19 protein-coding genes, 1 tRNA gene and 1 pseudogene are annotated in these 18,913 nt (G+C 75.0%); 15 read left to right on the top strand and 6 right to left on the bottom strand.

Features of this window, described 5'->3' with window-relative positions; translation table 11 throughout:
- Nucleotides 1-17 precede the first annotated feature (17 nt).
- Nucleotides 18-497, top strand: a complete 480-nt coding sequence (soxR, locus tag AB0F62_RS29665; RefSeq protein WP_361805861.1) for a redox-sensitive transcriptional activator SoxR — start codon at nucleotides 18-20, stop codon at nucleotides 495-497.
- Here soxR and AB0F62_RS29660 read toward each other — a convergent pair.
- On the bottom strand, nucleotides 478-768 hold the full coding sequence (locus AB0F62_RS29660) for a YiaA/YiaB family inner membrane protein (protein WP_361805858.1): 291 nt from the start codon (nucleotides 766-768) through the stop codon (nucleotides 478-480). The two genes, soxR and AB0F62_RS29660, sit on opposite strands and share 20 nt — an antisense overlap.
- A gap of 181 nt (nucleotides 769-949) precedes the next feature.
- On the opposite strand from AB0F62_RS29660, the gene AB0F62_RS29655 reads away from it, so the two are divergent.
- The 5 genes from AB0F62_RS29655 (at nucleotide 950) to AB0F62_RS29635 (ending at nucleotide 5,614) form a co-directional block, all read left to right on the top strand.
- Nucleotides 950-1,023, top strand: a tRNA-Pro gene (locus tag AB0F62_RS29655).
- Nucleotides 1,024-1,438: 415 nt separating this feature from the next.
- The gene (locus AB0F62_RS29650) at nucleotides 1,439-3,253 is read left to right on the top strand and encodes an ABC transporter ATP-binding protein (RefSeq protein WP_361805855.1); all 1,815 of its coding nucleotides are present in this window, start codon (nucleotides 1,439-1,441) and stop codon (nucleotides 3,251-3,253) included.
- 125 nt (nucleotides 3,254-3,378) lie between these two features.
- Nucleotides 3,379-3,735, top strand: a complete 357-nt coding sequence (locus AB0F62_RS29645) for an MmcQ/YjbR family DNA-binding protein (protein ID WP_361805852.1) — start codon at nucleotides 3,379-3,381, stop codon at nucleotides 3,733-3,735.
- The gene (locus tag AB0F62_RS29640; RefSeq protein WP_361805849.1) at nucleotides 3,732-4,751 is read left to right on the top strand and encodes a TIGR03617 family F420-dependent LLM class oxidoreductase; all 1,020 of its coding nucleotides are present in this window, start codon (nucleotides 3,732-3,734) and stop codon (nucleotides 4,749-4,751) included. Before AB0F62_RS29645 ends, AB0F62_RS29640 begins: the two co-directional genes overlap by 4 nt.
- A gap of 179 nt (nucleotides 4,752-4,930) precedes the next feature.
- Nucleotides 4,931-5,614 carry a dihydrofolate reductase family protein gene (locus AB0F62_RS29635; RefSeq protein ID WP_361805846.1) on the top strand — a complete coding sequence of 228 codons (684 nt, stop codon included), beginning with the start codon at nucleotides 4,931-4,933 and terminating at the stop codon, nucleotides 5,612-5,614.
- A gap of 941 nt (nucleotides 5,615-6,555) precedes the next feature.
- Here the strand turns inward: AB0F62_RS29635 and AB0F62_RS29630 are convergent.
- Nucleotides 6,556-7,359 (bottom strand): CDP-alcohol phosphatidyltransferase family protein, encoded by an 804-nt coding sequence (locus AB0F62_RS29630; protein WP_361805843.1) that lies wholly within the window; start codon nucleotides 7,357-7,359, stop codon nucleotides 6,556-6,558.
- 107 nt (nucleotides 7,360-7,466) lie between these two features.
- Between AB0F62_RS29630 and AB0F62_RS29625 the strand changes: the two genes are divergently transcribed.
- The 5 genes and pseudogenes from AB0F62_RS29625 to AB0F62_RS29605 form a co-directional block, all read left to right on the top strand.
- A complete protein-coding gene (locus AB0F62_RS29625; protein ID WP_361805840.1) occupies nucleotides 7,467-8,447 on the top strand; it encodes a zinc-binding alcohol dehydrogenase in 981 nt (326 codons plus the stop codon).
- A gap of 24 nt (nucleotides 8,448-8,471) precedes the next feature.
- Nucleotides 8,472-8,870, top strand: coding sequence for a 6-carboxytetrahydropterin synthase (locus tag AB0F62_RS29620; protein ID WP_361805837.1), 399 nt, complete (start codon nucleotides 8,472-8,474; stop codon nucleotides 8,868-8,870).
- The gene (locus tag AB0F62_RS29615) at nucleotides 8,867-9,991 is read left to right on the top strand and encodes a glycosyltransferase family 4 protein (RefSeq protein WP_361805834.1); all 1,125 of its coding nucleotides are present in this window, start codon (nucleotides 8,867-8,869) and stop codon (nucleotides 9,989-9,991) included. The genes AB0F62_RS29620 and AB0F62_RS29615 overlap by 4 nt, the downstream gene beginning before the upstream one ends.
- Nucleotides 9,988-10,839, top strand: a complete 852-nt coding sequence (locus AB0F62_RS29610) for an SAM-dependent methyltransferase (protein ID WP_361805831.1) — start codon at nucleotides 9,988-9,990, stop codon at nucleotides 10,837-10,839. The genes AB0F62_RS29615 and AB0F62_RS29610 overlap by 4 nt, the downstream gene beginning before the upstream one ends.
- Nucleotides 10,836-11,738 (top strand): annotated as a pseudogene (locus tag AB0F62_RS29605) (lysylphosphatidylglycerol synthase transmembrane domain-containing protein); the annotation flags it as partial. The gene AB0F62_RS29610 and the pseudogene AB0F62_RS29605, both read left to right, overlap by 4 nt.
- A gap of 35 nt (nucleotides 11,739-11,773) precedes the next feature.
- On the opposite strand, the gene AB0F62_RS29600 reads toward AB0F62_RS29605, so the two are convergent.
- Entirely contained in the window at nucleotides 11,774-12,283 is a 510-nt protein-coding gene (locus tag AB0F62_RS29600; protein ID WP_361805828.1) for a GNAT family N-acetyltransferase, read from the bottom strand.
- A 32-nt stretch (nucleotides 12,284-12,315) separates the two neighbouring features.
- On the opposite strand from AB0F62_RS29600, the gene AB0F62_RS29595 reads away from it, so the two are divergent.
- Nucleotides 12,316-13,026, top strand: coding sequence for a hypothetical protein (locus tag AB0F62_RS29595; protein WP_361805825.1), 711 nt, complete (start codon nucleotides 12,316-12,318; stop codon nucleotides 13,024-13,026).
- A gap of 17 nt (nucleotides 13,027-13,043) precedes the next feature.
- On the opposite strand, the gene AB0F62_RS29590 is transcribed toward AB0F62_RS29595, so the two are convergent.
- Both AB0F62_RS29590 and AB0F62_RS29585 read right to left on the bottom strand, forming a co-directional pair.
- The gene (locus AB0F62_RS29590) at nucleotides 13,044-14,498 is read right to left on the bottom strand and encodes an MDR family MFS transporter (RefSeq protein WP_361805822.1); all 1,455 of its coding nucleotides are present in this window, start codon (nucleotides 14,496-14,498) and stop codon (nucleotides 13,044-13,046) included.
- A gap of 143 nt (nucleotides 14,499-14,641) precedes the next feature.
- Nucleotides 14,642-15,418, bottom strand: a complete 777-nt coding sequence (locus AB0F62_RS29585; protein ID WP_361805819.1) for an enoyl-CoA hydratase-related protein — start codon at nucleotides 15,416-15,418, stop codon at nucleotides 14,642-14,644.
- Between the two features lie 180 nt (nucleotides 15,419-15,598).
- Between AB0F62_RS29585 and AB0F62_RS29580 the strand changes: the two genes are divergently transcribed.
- Both AB0F62_RS29580 and AB0F62_RS29575 read left to right on the top strand, forming a co-directional pair.
- Nucleotides 15,599-16,384 (top strand): tyrosine-protein phosphatase, encoded by a 786-nt coding sequence (locus AB0F62_RS29580; protein WP_361805816.1) that lies wholly within the window; start codon nucleotides 15,599-15,601, stop codon nucleotides 16,382-16,384.
- A 76-nt stretch (nucleotides 16,385-16,460) separates the two neighbouring features.
- The gene (locus AB0F62_RS29575) at nucleotides 16,461-16,853 is read left to right on the top strand and encodes a hypothetical protein (protein WP_361805813.1); all 393 of its coding nucleotides are present in this window, start codon (nucleotides 16,461-16,463) and stop codon (nucleotides 16,851-16,853) included.
- Between the two features lie 51 nt (nucleotides 16,854-16,904).
- On the opposite strand, the gene AB0F62_RS29570 is transcribed toward AB0F62_RS29575, so the two are convergent.
- Nucleotides 16,905-17,864 (bottom strand): LysR family transcriptional regulator, encoded by a 960-nt coding sequence (locus tag AB0F62_RS29570; RefSeq protein ID WP_361805810.1) that lies wholly within the window; start codon nucleotides 17,862-17,864, stop codon nucleotides 16,905-16,907.
- Between the two features lie 176 nt (nucleotides 17,865-18,040).
- On the opposite strand from AB0F62_RS29570, the gene AB0F62_RS29565 reads away from it, so the two are divergent.
- Nucleotides 18,041-18,913 (top strand): xanthine dehydrogenase family protein subunit M, encoded by an 873-nt coding sequence (locus AB0F62_RS29565; protein WP_361805807.1) that lies wholly within the window; start codon nucleotides 18,041-18,043, stop codon nucleotides 18,911-18,913.

Below are 18,913 nucleotides of genomic sequence, written 5' to 3'. Positions count from 1 at the left end.
CGGTACGCTCGGGCCGCATGAGCCACTCCGCACCGCGCCCCGACCGCCTGGCCATCGGCGAGCTCGCCGAACGGAGCGGCCTGGCCACCTCGGCGCTGCGCTACTACGAGGAGCTCGGCCTGATCCGCTCCGAGCGCACCGCCGGCGGGCAGCGCCGCTACGCCCGTGTCACATTGCGCCGCCTCGCCTTCGTCCGGGCGGCCCAGCGCGTCGGCCTGTCCCTGGAGGAGGCCGGCGCGGCACTCGCCCGGCTGCCCGAGGACCGCGCGCCGAGCGCCTCCGAGTGGAACGCCGTCGCCCGCACCTGGACCCGCCGCATCGACGAGCAGATCGCCGGGCTGGAACGGCTGAAGGCCAACCTGACCGGCTGCATCGGCTGCGGTTGCCTCTCCCTGCGGAAGTGCTCCCTCTACAACCCGGACGACGCCGCGGCGGAGAAGGGGCCCGGCGCGAGGTATCTGCTGGGCGACGAGTCGGCTACACCCCGTCGACCTTGAAGGGGTCGTGCTCGGCCAGCAGCTTGTCCAGCCGCGCCTGGTCCACCCGGCTGGACACCTGGCCCGCCTCCTGGCGGTCGCGGATGACCTTGGCGAGGGTGAACGCCGAGGTGACCACGTAGAGCAGCCCCACCGCCAGGAAGGCCCGCACCCACGGGCCGACCGGCAGATAGGCGATGCCCACGACCATCGCCCCGAGGGCGACGGCGAAGGAGATCGCGGCCTGAGCGGAGTAGGCCGCCGTCGTCGTCTGCTGAATCGGTTTCGCCATGTCCGAAGCATCCGCCGCTGTGGCCCGCGCCACATGAGTACGCCTACTCAATCCGGGCCGGGTACGGGGACGCGGCCGCGCCGCGACGGCGTGCGGGAATGGTGCGAGCGAGCACCCGACGACGTGCGGTATTGTTCTCGTGCGCGGTCGGCCGGGTGAGAAGCCCGAGACGATCCGGCACCGGGACGTGGCGCAGCTTGGTAGCGCACTTGACTGGGGGTCAAGGGGTCGCAGGTTCAAATCCTGTCGTCCCGACGGTGCTGACCGGCGGGTCCGTCCATGACGGGCCCGCCGGACGCATGTCCGGCGCAGGTGCCGCGGGCGATGCCCGTCCGACGTCGCCGGGCGCCCCGGCAAGCCGGGCCGTGCGACCCCGGACCGCCTCCGCCCGCACCGATGCGCCGGGACGCACCCGTGCGCCGTGCCGCCCGCCGGAAAACGCTTGGACTGCGCACCGGCCCTCGCGGGACACTGCCACTTCGGACCGCCCACCAGCCACATCCCGGCGCCGCCGCGCACCACGCGGCGGCTCCGTCACCGTGCGCGTCCGCCGCGGGACGACCCGAGCGGTGGGCGCGCACCCGAACCGAAGCGCCGCACCGCCCACGGCGGAAGCGGCACCTCCCGGAGAAGCACGCGGCCGACCGCCGCACGACACCACAGGGTGAAGATGGGATCGCCTCAAGCACGCGAGGTTCCGCCGGACCGGGGTCCGGTGCTCCTGGCACTTCGTTACTACGGAGGGGAGTTGGCCCGGCTCCGGTGGCTGACGGCGCCGGCGATGCTGATGCCGGCACTGGGCAACATCGGCATCAACTACGTCGCGCCACTGGTCGTCGCGAAGCTCGTCGGCCACCTCGTCGGCGACCCCGGTGCGGGCCTCGGCGCGACGCTCCCCTACGTCCTGTCCTTCGCGGGCGTCCTGCTGCTCGCGGAGGCGCTGTGGCGCATCGGCCTGCACTGCCTCAACCGCCTCGACGCCCTCGGCATCGAGCACCTTTACGTGGTCGGCATGGACGAGCTGTTCGCCAAGGACGCGGTCTTCTTCCACGACAACTTCGCCGGGTCGCTCACCAAGCGGGTGCTGAGCTTCGCCTCCCGTTTCGAGGAGTTCGTCGACACCCTCACGTTCAACGTCGTCGGCAGCTTCGTCCCCCTGCTGTTCGGGTCGGTGGTGCTCTGGCGCTACGAACCGCTGCTCGTCGTCGGGCTCCTGGTGATGATCGCACTGACGGCGCTGTGCGTGGCGCCCCTGATCCGGCGGCGGCAGGCGCTCGTACGGCAGCGCGAGGAGGCGATCGCCCGGGTGTCCGGCCATGTCGCCGACAGCCTGATGAACATGGACACGGTCAGGGCGTTCGCCGCGGAGGAGCGCGAGGCCGCCGAGCACCGGACCCGCGTCGCGGAGTCGCGGCGGCTCACGCTTCGGTCCTGGGACTACGGCAACCTGCGCATCGACACCCTCGTCGCGCCGATGTCCGTGCTCACCAACGCCCTGGGCCTGCTGCTCGCTGTCGTGCTGGGAGCGGGCGGCCACGGCGTGGAGGCGGTCGTGGTCGCCTTCACCTACTACTCCAACGCGACGCGGATCATGTTCGAGTTCAACCAGATCTACCGGCGCATGGAGAGCTCCATGACCGAGGCGGCGCAGTTCACCGAACTGCTGCTGAAGCCGCCGACCGTGCTCGACCCGCCGGCGCCGGAGCCGCTGCGCTCCCGCGGGGCCGACGTCCGCTTCGAGCACGTGACCTTCGCGCACGGGGGCGCGGAGCCGCTCTTCGAGGACCTCGAGCTGTCCGTGCCCAGCGGGGCGAAGGTCGGGCTGGTCGGCCGCTCCGGCGGAGGCAAGACCACCCTCACCCGGCTGCTCCTGCGGATGACCGACGTCGACACCGGCCGGATCCTGATCGGGGGGCAGGACATCAGCAGGCTGCGCCAGGCCGACCTGCGCAGCCTGATCTCCTATGTGCCGCAGGACCCGGCGATGTTCCACCGCACCCTGCGGGAGAACATCGCGTTCGCCCGGCCGGACGCCACCGAGGGCGAGATCCGCCGCGCCGCCCGGGCGGCGCACGTCACGGAGTTCGCCGACGCGCTGCCGGGCGGTTTCGACACCATGGTCGGCGAGCGCGGCGTCAAGCTGTCGGGCGGGCAGCGCCAGCGGGTGGCGCTCGCCAGGGCGATCCTGCGCGACGCGCCGATCCTCCTGCTCGACGAGGCGACGAGCGCCCTGGACTCGGAGAGCGAGATCCTCGTCCAGGAGGCGCTGTGGCGGCTCATGGACGGGAGGACGGCGCTCGTGGTCGCGCACCGCCTGAGCACGGTCGCCGGGATGGACCGGCTCATCGTCCTGGACCGCGGGCGGATCATCGAGCAGGGCACGCACCAGGACCTCCTCGCGGAGGAGGGCGCCTACGCCAAGCTGTGGCAGCACCAGTCGGGCGGCTTCCTCGACGACGCCCCCGCGCGGGCCGACCTGCGCTGACGGCTGCGGGCACCTGGCGGCCGAGGGCCGCTCCCTCCTGTCGGGAGCGGCCCTCGGCCGCCGTGCGCCGGGGACGCGAAGGACCGGTGACGGCCGTTGTCGGTGCCGATGGCTACGGTGGTCGCATGCCCGATTCCGCAGACGTCCGCCGCATCGCCCTCTCGCTCCCCGAGACGGTGGAGAAGGAGGCATGGAGCATGCCCACCTTCCGGGTCGCGGGGAAGATGTATCTCACGCTGCCCGACGACGAGACGTCGTTCGCGGTGCGGTGCCCGATGCACGAGCGTGGCGAGCTGATCGCGGCGGAGCCGCAGAAGTTCTGGGTCCCGCCCCACGAGGCCGGTTCGAACTGGGTGCGGGTGCGGCTCGGGGCCCTGGAGGACATGGACGAGCTCCGGGACATCGTCGTGGACTCCTGGCGGCAGGCCGCGCCCCCGCGGCTCACCGACACGGCGGGTCCGGCCGGGGGAGCCGGCGCGTGACGCCGCCCCTGAAGGCCGACTTCACCTTCACCGGCGGGATCGAGCGGACCGCCGCCGCGGCCGCCCGGGCCGAGGCGCACGGCGCCGACGGCGTCGTGGTCAACGAGATGCGGCACGACGCCTTCCTCCAGCTGGCCCTCGCCGCGGATGCCACCCGGCGGGCCGATCTGGTCAGCGGGGTCGCGATCGCCTTCGCCCGCAACCCGATGACGGTGGCCACGGCCGCGTACGACGTCCACCGGCTGTCCGGCGGAAGGATGGTCGTCGGCCTCGGCTCACAGGTCAGACAGCACATCACCCACCGCTACGGCATGCCATGGTCGCGGCCCGCCGCCCGGATGAAGGAGTTCGCGGGAGCGCTGCGCGCCATCTGGCACAGCTGGCAGACCGGGGAACGGCTGCGCTTCCGGGGCGAGTTCTACACCCACACCTTGATGACGCCGATGTTCGACCCGGGTCCGCTGCCCTCCGGGCCACCGCGCATCTGGCTCGCCGGTGTCGGTCCCATGATGACCGCCGTCGCCGGCGAGGTGGCCGACGGGCTGATCTGCCATGCCCTCACCTCCGCCGACTACCTGAGCCAGGTCACCCTCCCCGCCGTCCACAAGGCCCGGAAGTCCGTCGGACGCGCGGCCGGGACCTTCGACGTCGTGGGCAACGCCCTGGTGGCGACCGGCCGTACCGAGGAGGAGTACGCGGCGGCCCTCACCGCCACCCGCGAGCGGATCGCCTTTTACGCCTCCACCCCCGCCTACCGCCCCGTGCTCGATCTGCACGGCTGGGGCGACCTCCAGGAGGAGCTGCACCGGCTGTCCGTGCGCGGCCGTTGGGAGGAGATGGGCCGGCTGATCGACGACGGCGTCCTGGACGCCTTCGCCCTCCACGGCGAACCGGCGGCGGTCGGCCGGGCGGTGCGCGAACGCTTCGGCGGCCTGTGCACCCGGGTCACGGTCTCGCTCTCCCACGACGCCGACGACACCCTCGCCCTCGACGTCCTCGCGGGGGTCCGGTCATGACGGACCACCCTGGCCCCGGGCCGGACCTCCATCCGTGACCGTGCCCTGAGACCGTGGCTGACCAGGCCGTCCGTGCCATGCCACGCCATGATCGGCAGACCCTACATGCATCCGGCCCCCGGCACGTGACTTACGGAAGCTTCACATCCGCGAACGCTCTCGTACGGCAATGTGTCCTCATGAGATCGCGCCCGTACGTACTGATGTCCGTGGCCTCCTCGCTGGACGGATGCCTGGACGACACGAGCACGACCCGGCTGCTCCTCTCCAACCAGGAGGACTTCGACCGGATCGACGAGGTTCGCTCCGGGATGGACGCCATCCTCGTCGGGGCGAACACCATACGCTCCGATGACCCGCGGCTGCTGGTGTGCTCCGCAGAGCGCCGCGAGCGGCGCGTCCGCGCCGGGCTGCCGCCGACCCCCGTGAAGGTCACGGTCACGGAGAGCGGGAAACTGGACCCCGGCGCCCGGTTCTTCACCACCGGGGAGTGCGAGAAGGTCGTCTACACGACGTCCGGCCGGGGCGATCGCGTCCGCGAACGCCTGGGCGACGTCTGCTCCGTCGTCGACGCCGGGGATCCGCTGGACGTCCGGCTCCTGCTGGCCGACCTCGCCGCGCGCGGCGTCGAACGGCTCATGGTGGAGGGCGGGGGCGTCGTCCACACCATGTTCCTGAGTGCCGGGCTCGTCGACGAACTGCACCTGGTGTACGCGCCGTTCTTCGTCGGCCAGGCCGAGGCCCCGCGCATGGTGCACCCGGCGGTCTTCCCGCAGGGCCCCGGACAGCGGATGACGCTGGCCGAGACCCGGCAGATCGGCGATGTGGTGCTGTTGCGCTATCTGCCGCGTCAGGGGGGCTGACCGCCGGGGTACGGGGCGGAGTCCGAGCGGGCGGCGTCTTCGTACGCGGGCCGGCTGAAGGTGAGACGGCGCCGCCCGGGTGGGGAGGCGTGACCGGGGTCTTCTTCCGGACGTCCCTGGGACGGTGCGGCGGCATCCCGGCACGAGGCGGCCCGAGGGCCTCGTCGTCGCGGTCGGCGCGAACCGCTTCCGGCGGCTGCCCTGTGCGGGCGGCACGGGACGTTGTGGTTGGGGCGCCGGATCAGCGAGCGGCGGCCCCATCGTCTGCGGACGGGGTCTTCTGCGCGCCCCTGACCGGAGGGGCGTTGCCGCCGCGTCGGGAGGGCTTGACGGGGAGGGGGTTCCCGCCCAAGCGTTCGCGGGGCGACCGGTGGTGTATGCCGTCGCGTTCGAGGCGAACCCTCGCCCAGGTGACCGCCCGGAGGGGCGCGGGGTCTGATCGGGTGTGGTCGTCGTTCGGGTCCGGCTGAATGCCGGGGCGCTGCCGCCGTGTCGGGTGGCTCGACCGGGGGTTCGTGGGGCGGTCGGTGGCGTGCGCTGGTGAGGGTGGGTGTGATGCTGTTTCCGGGGGCGCCCGGAGGGGCGCTGGGCCCGATCGTGCAGGGGTTCCCCCGGTCCGCGAGGCGACGTGGCGGCCCCGCCGTGGAAGCGGCCGATGCGGCAGGTCACGTGGGGTCGGTGCACACCGTTTCCGCGGGGAGTTCGCCGGCCCCGGCCGGCCCCGGCCGGGCCCGGGCCGGCGCGATGCGCGGCCGTCCGGCGAGCGGGGTAGGGCCCCGGGCGCGGGCCCGGGGCCCGACGGTTCGGAGGCGGAGCGGCACCGCGTCTCGGGAGTGCCGGACGAGCGGGCGACCGGCCCACCAGGGCCGCGGCCACGGGCCCGACCGGGCGGGTCCGTGCGCGGGAGGGGCCGGGCTGCTCCGCGCGGGGGTGTCGCCGCGTCAGGAGGCGCGGCCGGCCGGGGCGGAGCCGACGAGCTCGGGGGTCCGCTCCGCGGCGTCGGCGGCGACCGTGAGGTCCGCCCGCGGCGCCGGCCGGTGCCGCCACAGCCACAGCACGTCCCGGCCGAAGGACCACACCAGCGAGGCCAGCGCGAACACCGTCAGGGCCGCCGCGACCCCCACCGGCACGATCCCCGAGCAGGCCACGAGCAGCACGATGCCCTGCAGGGCCGCCACGGTCTTCCGCGCGAAGCTCGGCGGCAGCGCCGCGTTGAGCCACGGCAGCACCCACGCCGCCGCCACGAAGGCGTAGCGCATGGCGCCGATCACCAGCACCCACGGGCCCAGCGTCATGGCCAGCCGCGCGCTGAGCACCAGGATCAGGAAGGCGTCGACCTCCATGTCGAAGCGCGCGCCCAGGGCGGACGCCGTCCCGGTCCGCCGTGCGACCTTCCCGTCCACCGCGTCGAGCACCAGCGCCACCGTGGTCAGCCCCGTCAGCAGCGGCGTGCCGTACGCGACGCCACCCGCCACCATCGCCGTCACGCCGCCCACGAGTACGGCCCGGGCGAGGGTGACATGGTCGGCCGGGCCCAGCGAACGGCGTCCCGCCCGCCGCAGGCCCGCGGCCAGCAGCGCCCAGGTGCCCGCCGCGTAGGCGGTCCCGGCCAGCCAGCCCACGGTGTCCAGGCCCACGGTGGCCCACAGCGCGGCCAGCAGCGCCAGCTGGGCGGCTGCCGCCCCGGCCTGCTCACGCCCCGCGGTGCCCCCACGGAACTCGGATCCAACGGTCATCACGGTCATGAGACGTCCCCGCTTGTCGCCTGTGCGGCACAGCCGCGTACGGTACGGGCCCGGCACCACCCGGATGGCGGGTGCTCGTTGCCCGACATGGAGTACGGAGGAAATCGGTGGAGCGTTCGGCGCGTGCGTTCTGGCTTCGCGAACCCGGTGAAGGAGAGGTCAGGGAGGTCGCTATCCCGGAACCCGGTCCGGGGGACGTACTGGTGCGCACCCTGTACTCGGGGGTGAGCCGCGGCACCGAGACCCTGGTCTTCCGGGGCGGGGTGCCCGTCAGCCAGCACCAGGCCATGCGGGCGCCCTTCCAGGACGGCGACTTCCCCGGCCCGGTCAAGTACGGCTACCTCAACGTGGGCGTCGTCGAGCAGGGGCCGCCCGGGCTGCTCGGCCGCACCGTCTTCTGCCTCTACCCGCACCAGACCCGGTACGTCGTCCCGGCCGCCGCCGTGACCCTCGTACCGGACGACGTCCCCGCGGCGCGGGCGGTGCTGGCGGGCACGGTGGAGACCGCGGTCAACGCCGTCTGGGACGCGGGCCCGCAGATCGGGGACCGGATCGCCGTGGTCGGCGCCGGCATGGTCGGGAGCAGCGTGGCCGCCGTCCTCGCCGGGATCCCCGGGGTGCGCGTGCAGCTCGTCGACGTCGACCCCTCCCGCGCCACCGTCGCCGAGGCGCTCGGCGTCGGCTTCGCCCACCCCGACGCCGCCGAGACCGGCTGCGACCTGGTCGTCCACGCCAGCGCCACCGAGGCGGGGCTCGGCCGCGCCCTGGAACTGCTCGAGCCGGAGGGCACCGTCGTCGAGCTGAGCTGGTACGGCGACCGGCGGGTCAGCCTGCCGCTGGGCGAGGCCTTCCACTCCCGCCGGCTGGTCGTGCGCAGCAGCCAGGTCGGCACCGTCTCACCCTCGCGCCGCACCCGGCGCACCTATGCGGACCGGATGGCACTGGCCCTGCGCCTGCTGGCCGACCCGGTCTACGACGCCCTCGTCACCGGCGAGAGCGACTTCGAGGAACTGCCCCTGCTGATGAAGGAGATCGCAGGCGGTGAACGTTCCGTGCTCTGTCACCGTATTGCCTACCGTCCCGGTTAGGCCTTTGGGGAAGGTTGTCCTCGCGTGTTCAGTATCACCGTCCGCGACCATGTCATGGTCGCCCACAGCTTCCGCGGCGAGGTCTTCGGACCCGCGCAGCGGTTGCACGGCGCGACGTTCCTGGTGGATGCCACATTCCGCCGTCCGGAACTCGACGCAGACAACATCGTCGTCGACATCGGCCTGGCCACCCAGGAGCTGGGCGCGGTCCTCGCCGCGCTCAACTACCGCAACCTCGACGACGATCCGGACTTCGCCGGGATCAACACCTCCACCGAGTTCCTGGCGAAGACCATCGCCGACCGGCTCGCCGACCGCGTCGCCGCGGGCAAGCTCGGCGCGGGCGCGCACGGTCTGACGGGGATCTCCGTCACGCTGCACGAGTCACACGTGGCCTGGGCGAGCTACGAGCGTTCTCTGTGAGCACGCCCGCCCGCACGCCCGCCCCCGTCTCGGCGGGGGCGGGCCCCGTGTACGCCGTCCTCCCCGGCGACGTCGACGACGTCACCGCGCCCAGCGGCGGCAACGTCTACGACCGCCGGCTGAGCCAGGCCCTGGCGGCGGCGGGCCGTCCGCTGCGGGAGCTGCCCGTGCGGGGGACGTGGCCGCGTCCGGACGCCGCCGCCCGCGAGGCCCTGGCCGGGGCCCTGGCGGCGCTGCCGGACGGCGCCGTCGTCCTGCTCGACGGCATCGTGGCCTGCGGCGTTCCCGAGCTCGTTGTCCCGCAGACGCGCCGGCTGCGCACCGCGGTCCTGGTGCACCTCCCGCTGGCCGACGAGACGGGACTCGACCCGGCCGAGGCCCGCGCGCTCGACGCGCTGGAGCGCGAGACCCTGCGGGCCGCCGCCGCGGTCGTCGCCACCAGCCCCTGGGCCGGACGGCGGATCGCCGAGCGGCACGCACTGCCCGCCGGCCGGGTGCACGTGGTCACGCCCGGCACCGATCCCGCGCCGCTCGCGCCCGGCACCGACGGCGTCACACGGCTGCTGAGCGTCGCCTCGCTGACCCCGCGCAAGGGGCACGACGTGCTGGTCGAGGCACTGGCGGCGGTCGCCGACCTGCCGTGGACCTGCCGCTGCGTGGGCCCGCTGGGCCGGGACCCCGAACACGTCACGCGGGTGCGCGAACTGATCGGCCGGCACGGCCTGGCCGACCGCGTGCGGCTGCCCGGCCCGCTGACCGGCGCGCCCCTGGCGGCGGAATACGCGGCCGCCGACCTGTTCGTCCTGCCGTCCCGCGCCGAGACCTTCGGCATGGTCGTGACCGAGGCCCTGATGCGCGGCACGCCCGTGCTGGCCTCCGCCGCCGGGGGAGTGCCCGACGCGCTCGGCCTGGCCCCGGACGGGAGCCCGCCCGGCCTCCTCGTCCCCCCGGACGAGCCGGGAGAACTCGCCGCGGCGCTCCGCCGCTGGCTCGGCGACGGCGCGCTGCGCGACCGGCTGCGCTCCGCCGCGCGGCAGCGCCGCAAGACGTTGCACGACTGGGCGCACGCCTCGAGGCACATGGACTCGGTGCTGGAACTGCTGCGGGAGGGAACCCGATGACCACGTCCGACACCGCCCCCTTCACACCGCACTGGCTGGCGCTGCGCGAGGACGCCGACGCCGCGGCCCGTGCCGCGGACCTGCTCGGTCCGCTCCGCGAACACCTCGCCGCCGCGTCCCGCGGCAGCGGCCCGCTCGTCGTCCGCGACCTCGGCTGCGGCACCGGCTCCATGGGCCGCTGGCTGACCGGGCGGCTGCCCGGACCGCAGCACTGGATCCTCCACGACCACGACCCCGCCCTGCTCGCCCTCGCCGCGGCGAGCCTCGGCGGCCGCACCGCGGGCGGCAGCCCCGTCACCGCCGAGACCCGCGAGGGCGACCTCACCCGGCTCTCCGCCGCCGACCTCGCCGGCACCTCGCTCGTCACCGCCTCCGCGCTGCTGGACCTGCTCACCGCCGACGAGATCGACGCCCTCGCCGCCACCTGCACCGCCGCGGGCGTCCCCGTGCTGTTCGGCCTCTCGGTGGTGGGCGAGGTCGGACTCGGGCCCGCCGACCCGCTCGACGCGGAGATCGCCGCGGCCTTCGACGCCCACCAGCGGCGCAGGGCCGGCGGCCGCGAACTCCTCGGCCCCGACGCCCTCGCCGCCGCCACCCGGGCGTTCACCCGGCACGGCGCCACCGTCACGACCCGCCCCAGCCCCTGGCGGCTCGGCCCGGACCAAGCCGCCCTCACCGCCGAGTGGCTGCGCGGCTGGGTCGGCGCCGCCGTCGAGCAGGAACCCGCCCTGGCCGCCCGGGCCGACGCCTATCTGCGCCGGCGGCTCGAGGCCTGCGCCGCCGGGGAACTGACCGCCGTCGTCGGCCACGGCGACCTGCTCGCCCTGCCCGGAGGTGAGGCACGGTGAAGCAGCGACTGTGGGCCTGGCTGCGGCTGCTGATCGGCGCGGGCATCCTCGCCGTGCTCGTATGGCGGCTCGGCACCGGGGCGTTCGTCGACGGCCTGCGGGTGGTGGACGGCCCCGCCGTCCTCGCCGCGCTCGCGATCGGCCTGTTCACCACTGTGACGAGCGCCTGGCGCTGGTGCCTGGTCGCCCGCCGGCTGGGCCTGCGGCTGCCGCCGGCCCGGGCCGTGTCCGACTACTACCGGGCGCTGCTGCTCAACGCGGTGCTCCCGGCGGGGGTCCTCGGCGACGTCGAACGGGCCGTCCGGCACGGGAAGCACTCCGGCGACGTCGGCCGCGGCGTGCGCGCCGTGGTCCTGGAACGGGTCGGCGGCCAGATCGTCGTCCTCGTGCTCGGCGGGGCCGTGCTGCTCACCCGGCCCTCCCTGGTCACGGCCATCGCCGGTGACCTCGTGCCGGGCCGGGCCGCCGCGGAGGCGACCGCCGCCGTGTTCGCGGCGGTGGTGGCCCTCGGCGGATGGCTGCTGTGGCGGCGGGGCGCCACGGCGCGGCGGGCGCTGGCCACGGGGCTCGCCGACCTCCGCGGCGGACTGCTCGCCCGTGACACCTGGCCCGGCGTGGTCGCGCTGTCGGCGGCGGGACTCGCCGGCCACATCGCGCTGTTCGTCGTCGCGGCCCGCGTCGCGGGCTCGTCGGCGCCGGTCGGCGCGCTCGTGCCGCCGCTGGTCCTGGCCCTGCTGGTGATGGGGCTGCCCGTCAACGTCGGCGGCTGGGGCCCGCGGGAGGCCGCCGCGGCGCTGGCGTTCGGCGCGGCGGGACTGGGTGCCGAACAGGGCCTGCGGACCGCCGTCGTGTACGGCGTGCTCACCCTGGTCTCCAGTCTCCCCGGCATCGCCGTCCTGGCCCTTCCGGGACTGCGTGCCCTGGCCGCCCGCGTTCAGCGCGCGGACGGCGCGGCCGTCCCGCCCCCCAACTCCCGTACGAACCTGAGCCCGGGCCTGCCGTCCAGCTCGACCGTCCCGGCGGACACGAACCCGGTACGGGTCAGCACGGTGCGCGAGCCGGCGTTGTCGAGCGTCGTGACCGCCCACAGCGTCGTCAGCCCGTACTCTCCCGCGGTCAGGGCGCACACCTCCTGAACCGCGGCCGTGGCGAGCCCCCGTCCGGCCGCGCTCTCGGCGATCCGGTACCCCAGCTCCGCCGCCCCGTCCGCCACGTCGACGACGTTCACCCGGCCCAGGACCGCGCCGTCGGCGGCGACCAGGACGTGGAAGTGGCAGACCCCGTCCTCCTGTTCGGCCAGCAGCGCCCGGTGCCGCGCGTCGAAGTACGCGAAGTAGTCGTCGCCCCGGTCGGGTATCGACGCGGCGAAGTACGCCCGGTTCTCCCGTTCGAACTCCAGGAGCGCGGGGGCGTGGTCGGGGCGGAGGCGTTCCAGTCGGGGCATGCGTCGATGCTAGGGGCGCGTAGGCTGCCCGCATGACGGGCCCCCCGGAAGCCGGCGCGCCCCTGGCACGGCTGATGCGCCACCACGGCCTCGACCCCGGCGGCGTCGAGGGCGGTTCCGCGGCGCCCGAACCGGCCGCGCTGCGGCGCCTGGCACCCGCCCTCGGCCTGCACCCCGGGGACGTCTTCGTGATCGCGGGCGTCCCCCTGCCGGAGGACCTCGCACCCCTGGACGACAGGGCCGGGCGGAGGTTCCCCCGGATCGTGGGGTGCGCGCTGGTCCTCCCGGCACAGCGGCGAAGCGGCCTCGGCGACCTCGTGCGGTCACTGCCCCGGCAGGAGCGCACCCGTCCCGTCCCCGCTCCCCGGCCGTACGAGCGGTATCCGCCGGGGGCCCCCGGCGGCCTGATTTTGCGCCTGCTCGGCCGGCGGAACCTGAGCTGGGTCGGCGCGGCCCAGACCTTGTACCGCCTGAGCGACCTGTGCCTCGCGGCGTCCACGATCGGAGCGGTGGGGCGCGGACGCAAGGAGCTGACGCCGGAACTGGTCCGCGGGTTCGCGGCCGTGCTCGGCATCCCCGTTGTGGACCTGGCCGTCCTGACGGGTGTCGGACCGCCGTCCGGTGTCACGCCGCCGGACGGGGCGGTCGCCGACGCGGCGGCGCTGCTCGCCGAGCTGTACCGCCTGACGGACGACCAGGCCCGGCAGGTCGAGGAGACCGCGGAGTCCCTGTCGCGGGGGTGAGCCGGACCGGCCGCGCCTCACGAGGCGGGCGAGGCCGCCGCCGTGCCGGGGCGCGCGTGGCGGCCCCGGTCGGGCCGTTCGACGCGCAGGGCGTCCTTGTCGGAGACGAAGAGCGCGGCGACGGCGGAGATCAGGGCCAGGCCCGTGCAGAGCACGAAACCGGCGTGGTAGGCGCCGAGATTGGCCGTGGCGGTGCCGCCCGCCGTCACCGTGGTGGTGCCGACCGCGGTGAGGAGGGTGGCGATGAGCGCGGTCCCGAAGGCCCCGCCGAGCTGCCGCTGCATGTTGAAGACGGTCGCCGCCCGCCCCGTCGAAGGGCCGGGAATGGTGGCGAAGGCGGCGTTCTGCGCCGACATCATCACATGCCCGATGCAGTAGCCCAGGACGAAGAGCACGCCGCGCAGCACCCATGGCGAGGTGGCGGTGGTGAAGCCGGTCATCACCGCCACGCAGGCGCCCATGCCGGCCGAACCGCCCACCATGAGCCAGCGCGGCCCGATCCGCCGGTACAGGCGCGGGGCGATCTGCGCGGCGGCCATCACGCCCACGGCCTCCGGCCAGGTCGCCAGGCCGCTCTCGAAGGCGTTGAAGCCCAGCGCCTCCTGAAGGAACATCGGGTAGAGCCACACCGTGCCGAGGAAGACGGCGCTGAGCGGGAACATCACGATGGTGTTGGCACGGAACAGCCGGTCCCGGAAGAGCTCCAGGTCCAGCATGGGCATGCTGATCCGCCGTTCCACCACCACCATGGCGCCGAGAGCGGCGACGCCCAGGATCAGCGGTACGAGGATGCCCGTCGTGCCCCATCCGTCGCCGGCGCCGTTGGTCAGCGCGTACAGCGTCAGCGAGAGGCCGCCGCCGGCCAGCAGGAAACCGAGGAGGTCGAAACGCCCGGGGCGGTCCAGCCGGTAGTCCGGCAGGAACAGCAGTCCGAAGACGACGGCCGCCGTGCCGACGGGCAGGTTGACCAGGAAGACCCAGTGCCAGGACACGGCGTCGCACAGCCAGCCGCCCAGCACCGGGCCGACGGCCGGGGCGATCGCGGTCGGCACCATCAGCGCGCGCTGCGCCTTGATCCGCTCGGCGGGCGGGTAGGCCCGGAAGAGCATCGTCTGGCCGACCGGGACGAGCAGGCCGCCGCCGGCGCCCTGCAGGATCCGGTACAGGGTGAGCTGCTCCAGACTGGTCGACATGGCGCACAGCGCCGACGCGCCGGTGAAGGCGACGAGCGCGGCCAGGAACACCCGGCGGGTGCCGAACCGGTCGGAGAGCCACCCGGCGACGGGGATGAACACGGCCAGGCTGACCAGGTAGCCGATGTTGACGCCGCCCAGCCCGGAGGCGGGCACGCCGAAGTCCTCGCCGATGGCCGGCACGGCGACGTTGACGATGGTGGTGTCCATGATCGCCATGAACAGCGCGGCGACGAACACCACGGCGACCGCGATGGTCGGCGGAATCCTGCGTGCCAAAAGGAAGCTCCTCGCTCGGGGGCGCCTCCTGCGCGGCGGACCGCGTCCGGACGACACCGGTCACGGCTTCCAGATAAGCCCGGCCCCCGGCGTGGCGCACGCCGGAGTCACCCGCGTGCGTGTATCCGCCGGTTACCGGGGCGTCAGCGGCCGGTCCAGCGGGGCGGGCGCCGGTCCAGGAACGCGGCGACGCCCTCGCGCCCGTCCGCGGAGTCCAGCACGGTGCGGGTCGCATCCTCGGTGGCCCGCCAGCCCAGTTCGTCGGAGCCGGACAGCCAGGCGTCCATCGCCACCAGACTCGCCTGGACGGCGACCGGGGCGTTCTCGCAGATCCGCGCCGCGAGTTCGAGGGCGCCGGCGAGTGCCTCACCCTCCGGGGTGATGCGGTTGACCAGGCCGGCGGCGTGCGCCCGCGCGGCGTCGACGGGGTCGCCGGTCAGCACCATCTCCCTGGCCAGGTTCACCGGCAGGGAGCGCGGGCCGCGGAACAGCCCCGCGCAGGTGGGGACCAGGCCGAGGCGGACCTCGGGCAGGCCGAAGCGGGCCGACGCGGCCGCCACCACCAGGTCGCAGGCGAGGACCAGTTCCATGCCGCCGCCCAGGGCGGCGCCCTCGACGGCGGCGACCAGCGGCTTGCGCCGGTGGCGGCGGATCAGCCCGTACTCGCCGCCGCGCTCGGTGACGTAGTCGCCGACGGCGTTCAGATCGCTTCCCGCGCTGAACACCCCGCCCGAGCCGGTGAGCACCCCGGCCCACACGTCCGGATCGTCCTCCAGGGTGTTGAACGCCCCGTCGAGGGCCTCGGCGAGCTGCCGGTCCACGGCGTTGCGCTTGTGCTCCCGGCACATCCGGATCACCAGGACGCGGCCGTGCCGCTCCGTGCGCACCAGCGGGTCCACGGGTGGCTCGGGCTGGGCCATGGCCGGCACCTCCGGTCGGTGGTCGTCCCGGAGCCCCGGGACCAGCCGACGATATCCCCACCGCGGCGGGCACCGCGGCGGGCCCCGGCGGACCGGGGCGTCCGTCGCCCCGACACCGTGCGCTGGCCAACCGCGCGCGGCGCACGGCACGATGGCCGGGGGCTGCGCGAGGAGGACGCATTGGAGGCGACGCAGGACGGACCGGCCGGCGAGGTGCCGCGCTGGCTGGAACTGGCGGAGGTGGACAACATCCGCGACCTCGGGGGTCTGCCGGTGCGCGGCGGCGGCACGACCCGGCGCGGCGTGGTGTTCCGGGCCAGTACGCTCCAGGAGGCGACGGCGGACGACGTCGAACTGCTGCTCGGCCGGTACCGGCTGCGTACCGTCCTCGACCTGCGGGGGCCCGAGGAGGCAGCCCGCGAGGGGCACGGCCTGCTCGCGGACGCCGCCGTGCGCAGGGTCAATCTGCCGGTCAGCCGGGTCCGGGCACTGGTCGCCGACTCCGTTCCGGTGACGACCGCGGAGGACGGCGACGCCACCGGCTTCTACCTCGGACTGCTCGACGGCAGCGGCGAGTCGCTGGTGTCCGCCGCGCGCGTCGTGGCGGACACCGACCAGCACGCGGTGGTGTTCCACTGCGCCGTCGGCAAGGACCGCACCGGAGTGCTGGCGGCCCTGCTGCTGGACGCGGTGGGGGTGCCCGCCGCCGAGATCGCCGCCGACTACGCGCTCACCGCGCAGCGAGTCGTCCGCATCCGGGCCCGGCTGGCACGGTTCCCCTCCTACCGCGATCTGCCCGCCGTGGAGCACGCCTTCATGGCTTCCGAGCCGCGCGTCATGCACCGCTTCCTGGACAGCCTCCACGCCGATCACGGAGGAGCGGGGCACTGGCTGCGCGACCGCGGCCTGACGGACGCGGAACTCGACCGCCTGAAGGAGGTGCTGGTCGCCCCGGCTGCGCGCTGACCCGGCTCCGGCCGCGCGTCCGGCGCACGGCCGGCGCGTCTGCGGGACGACGAGCTCGGGAACGCCGCAGGCCACGATGCCGTCGAGCAGGACGACGGCGCCGTCCGGCAGCGCCGCCAGGGCCCCGGCCAGGGGCTGGCGGGCGGCGGCGTCCGGACGCGGCCATGTCCCCCGCACGGGCAGCTCCCGCAGCGGACGGCCCGCCGCCGCCAGGGCCTGGCTCAGGCGGGGGTCGTGGACGTTGCCGCCGCTGGGCGCGGTGGCGTCGTCGACGTCGGCGGGGAGGACGGCGTACGCGGGCGGTGACGCGCGCGAGGGCGATCACGTCGGTGCCGGGGCGCTGCCCGTCCGGCAGCGCCGCGAGGGCCCCGGCCAGGGCCTGGCTCAGGCGGGGGTCGTGGACGTTGCCGCCGCTGGGCGCGGTGACGTCGTCGACGTCGGCGGGGAGGACGGCGTACGCGGGCGGTGACGCGCGCGAGGGCGATCACGGCGGTGCCGGGGCCCTGCCCGTCCGGCCGCTTCAGGTCGAGGGCCAGAGCGTGACGTGGATCGCGGGCCGGAAGCGGGAGGGCGCGACGCCGGTTCCGGGGGCGCCCATGAGGCGGGTCGCGGCGGCCGTGTGGAGGAAGTGCAGGAAGACATCGGTCGCGGGGGAGCGGAGGCCGGGGGGCAGCACGGTGGCGAACCAGGTGGCGTCCGCCGGTGTCGCCGGAGTGTCGAGGAGGCGCAGCTCGTCGCGGCGCAGGCGCGGTGTGACCAGATGGGCCACCGCGGGCGCCACGCCCGCGCCCTCCGCGGCCGCCTCCCATGCCGCGGTCTGGTGCGGGAAGACCCTGACGCGTGGTTCGGGCACCCGCAGTCTGCGCAGCAGCCGCCCGGCGTCCGCGCCGGGGTCGGTGCCGGAGGCGTCGACCAGCCACGTCCAGCGGGACGGCGGACCTGCCGGCCGGGACGCCCCGGACCCGGTCACCGCGATCAGCAGGGCCCGGAACACGGGTTCGCCGATCAGCCCCCCGCCGCGTACCGCGCCCAGGTCCGGGCCGAGGGCCACGTCCGCCAGGCGGTGCTCCACCAGCGCCCGCATCTCGCTCGTCGTGGCGACGCCGAAGGTCGTGTCGATCCGGCGGCCGGTCCGCTCGGCGAAGGCCTCCGTCAGCGACGGCAGCACGAACTCGGCCAGGGTGCTCGCCGCCACCACGCGCAGTTCGTCGGGTTCGCCCTGCGCCGCCCGCACGGCGGCCTCCGCGTCCGCGCTCAGCGCCACCATCCGCGAGGCGACCGGCAGCAGCCGCGCACCCGCCGGGGTCAGCCGCATGCCGCCGCCCGTCGCGCGGCGGATCAGCGGGTCGCCGAAATGCGCGCGCAGCGCGGACAGCGACTGCGACACGGCGGACTCGCTCACGTTCAGCGCCCGCGCCGCGGCGGTGACCGAACCGAGCCGGGCCACCAGCACGAAGGTGCTGAGCTGCGTCACGGTCACCCTCTGATTTTCCCGCTTTCGCCCCGATAAGTGAAGGCTTATCGGCCCATTGCGCCACCGGCGCGACAAGGCGCAGCATCACGGCACGGACCCCGTGGAGCACCGCTCACGCCGCCCGCCCGCACACCACGCGCCGCCCGCGGCACCGTGGGGCACGCCCGGAACCAGGAGGGCGCATGCAGGTTCCAGCCACGTTCCAGTACGAGAGGGCGACGGGCGTCGACCACGCCATCGAGCTGCTCATCCGGTACGGGCCCGAGGCCCGTGTGGTGGCCGGCGGGCACAGCCTGCTGCCGATGATGAAGCTCCGGCTCGCCCAGCCGGAGGCGCTGATCGACATCAACGGCCTCGACGAGCTGGCGAGGATCCGCGTGGACGGCGGCGAGCTCGCCGTCGGCGCCATGGTCCGGCACGCCGACCTCCTGGCCTCCGCCGTGGCCGGCGAGCACTTCCCCATCCTCCGGGACGCCGAACGCGTGATCGCCGACCCGCTGGTGCGCAACCGCGGCACGGTCGGCGGCTCGCTCTGCCAGGCCGATCCGTCCGAGGACCTGTCCGCCGCGTTCTCCGCGCTGCGCGCGACCCTGGTCACCCGGGGGCCGGACGGCCGGCGGGTCATCCCGGTCCGGGAGTTCTTCCTCGGCCCGTACGAGACCGCGCTCGGCGAGGCGGAGCTGCTGCTGGAGATCCGCGTGCCGATCCGCTCGCACGCCAGCGCCTACCGCAAGGTGGAGCGCCGCGCCGGTGACTGGGCGGTCGCCGCCGCGGGCGTCGTCCTGGAACTGTCCGCCGGGGTGATCGCCGAGGCGGGCATCGGGCTGACCGCGGTGGGCGCGCCCCGGTTCGTGGCGGAGGAGGCCGAGCGGTTCCTGCGCGGAGGTCCGCCCGGCGAGGAGCGGTTCGCCGAGGCCGGCCGGATCGCGGGGCAGGAGTGCCGGCCCTCCGCCGACCAGCGGGGCCCCGTCGACTACAAGCGGCACCTCGCCGCCGAACTCACCGTACGGGCGCTGCGCGCCGCGGCCGCCCGCGCCCACGGCCGGGAGGCCTGA

The organism is Streptomyces sp. NPDC026673, from assembly GCF_040638135.1.
In the GTDB taxonomy this organism is placed as follows: Bacteria; Actinomycetota; Actinomycetes; order Streptomycetales; family Streptomycetaceae; genus Actinacidiphila.
Note: the sequence above shows the minus strand (reverse complement) of the source record. Positions and strands in the feature narration are given on the sequence as shown.

Bases quoted from the DNA above. Each gene is read 5' to 3' on its own strand.
- soxR (WP_361805861.1), top strand. From the start codon at position 18: ATGAGCCACTCCGCACCGCGCCCCGACCGCCTGGCCATCGGCGAGCTC.
- AB0F62_RS29660 (WP_361805858.1), bottom strand. From the start codon at position 768: ATGGCGAAACCGATTCAGCAGACGACGACGGCGGCCTACTCCGCTCAG.
- AB0F62_RS29650 (WP_361805855.1), top strand. From the start codon at position 1,439: ATGGGATCGCCTCAAGCACGCGAGGTTCCGCCGGACCGGGGTCCGGTG.
- AB0F62_RS29645 (WP_361805852.1), top strand. From the start codon at position 3,379: ATGCCCGATTCCGCAGACGTCCGCCGCATCGCCCTCTCGCTCCCCGAG.
- AB0F62_RS29635 (WP_361805846.1), top strand. From the start codon at position 4,931: ATGAGATCGCGCCCGTACGTACTGATGTCCGTGGCCTCCTCGCTGGAC.
- AB0F62_RS29630 (WP_361805843.1), bottom strand. From the start codon at position 7,359: ATGACCGTGATGACCGTTGGATCCGAGTTCCGTGGGGGCACCGCGGGG.
- AB0F62_RS29610 (WP_361805831.1), top strand. From the start codon at position 9,988: ATGACCACGTCCGACACCGCCCCCTTCACACCGCACTGGCTGGCGCTG.
- AB0F62_RS29600 (WP_361805828.1), bottom strand. From the start codon at position 12,283: ATGCCCCGACTGGAACGCCTCCGCCCCGACCACGCCCCCGCGCTCCTG.
- AB0F62_RS29595 (WP_361805825.1), top strand. From the start codon at position 12,316: ATGACGGGCCCCCCGGAAGCCGGCGCGCCCCTGGCACGGCTGATGCGC.
- AB0F62_RS29585 (WP_361805819.1), bottom strand. From the start codon at position 15,418: ATGGCCCAGCCCGAGCCACCCGTGGACCCGCTGGTGCGCACGGAGCGG.
- AB0F62_RS29575 (WP_361805813.1), top strand. From the start codon at position 16,461: ATGCCGTCGAGCAGGACGACGGCGCCGTCCGGCAGCGCCGCCAGGGCC.
- AB0F62_RS29565 (WP_361805807.1), top strand. From the start codon at position 18,041: ATGCAGGTTCCAGCCACGTTCCAGTACGAGAGGGCGACGGGCGTCGAC.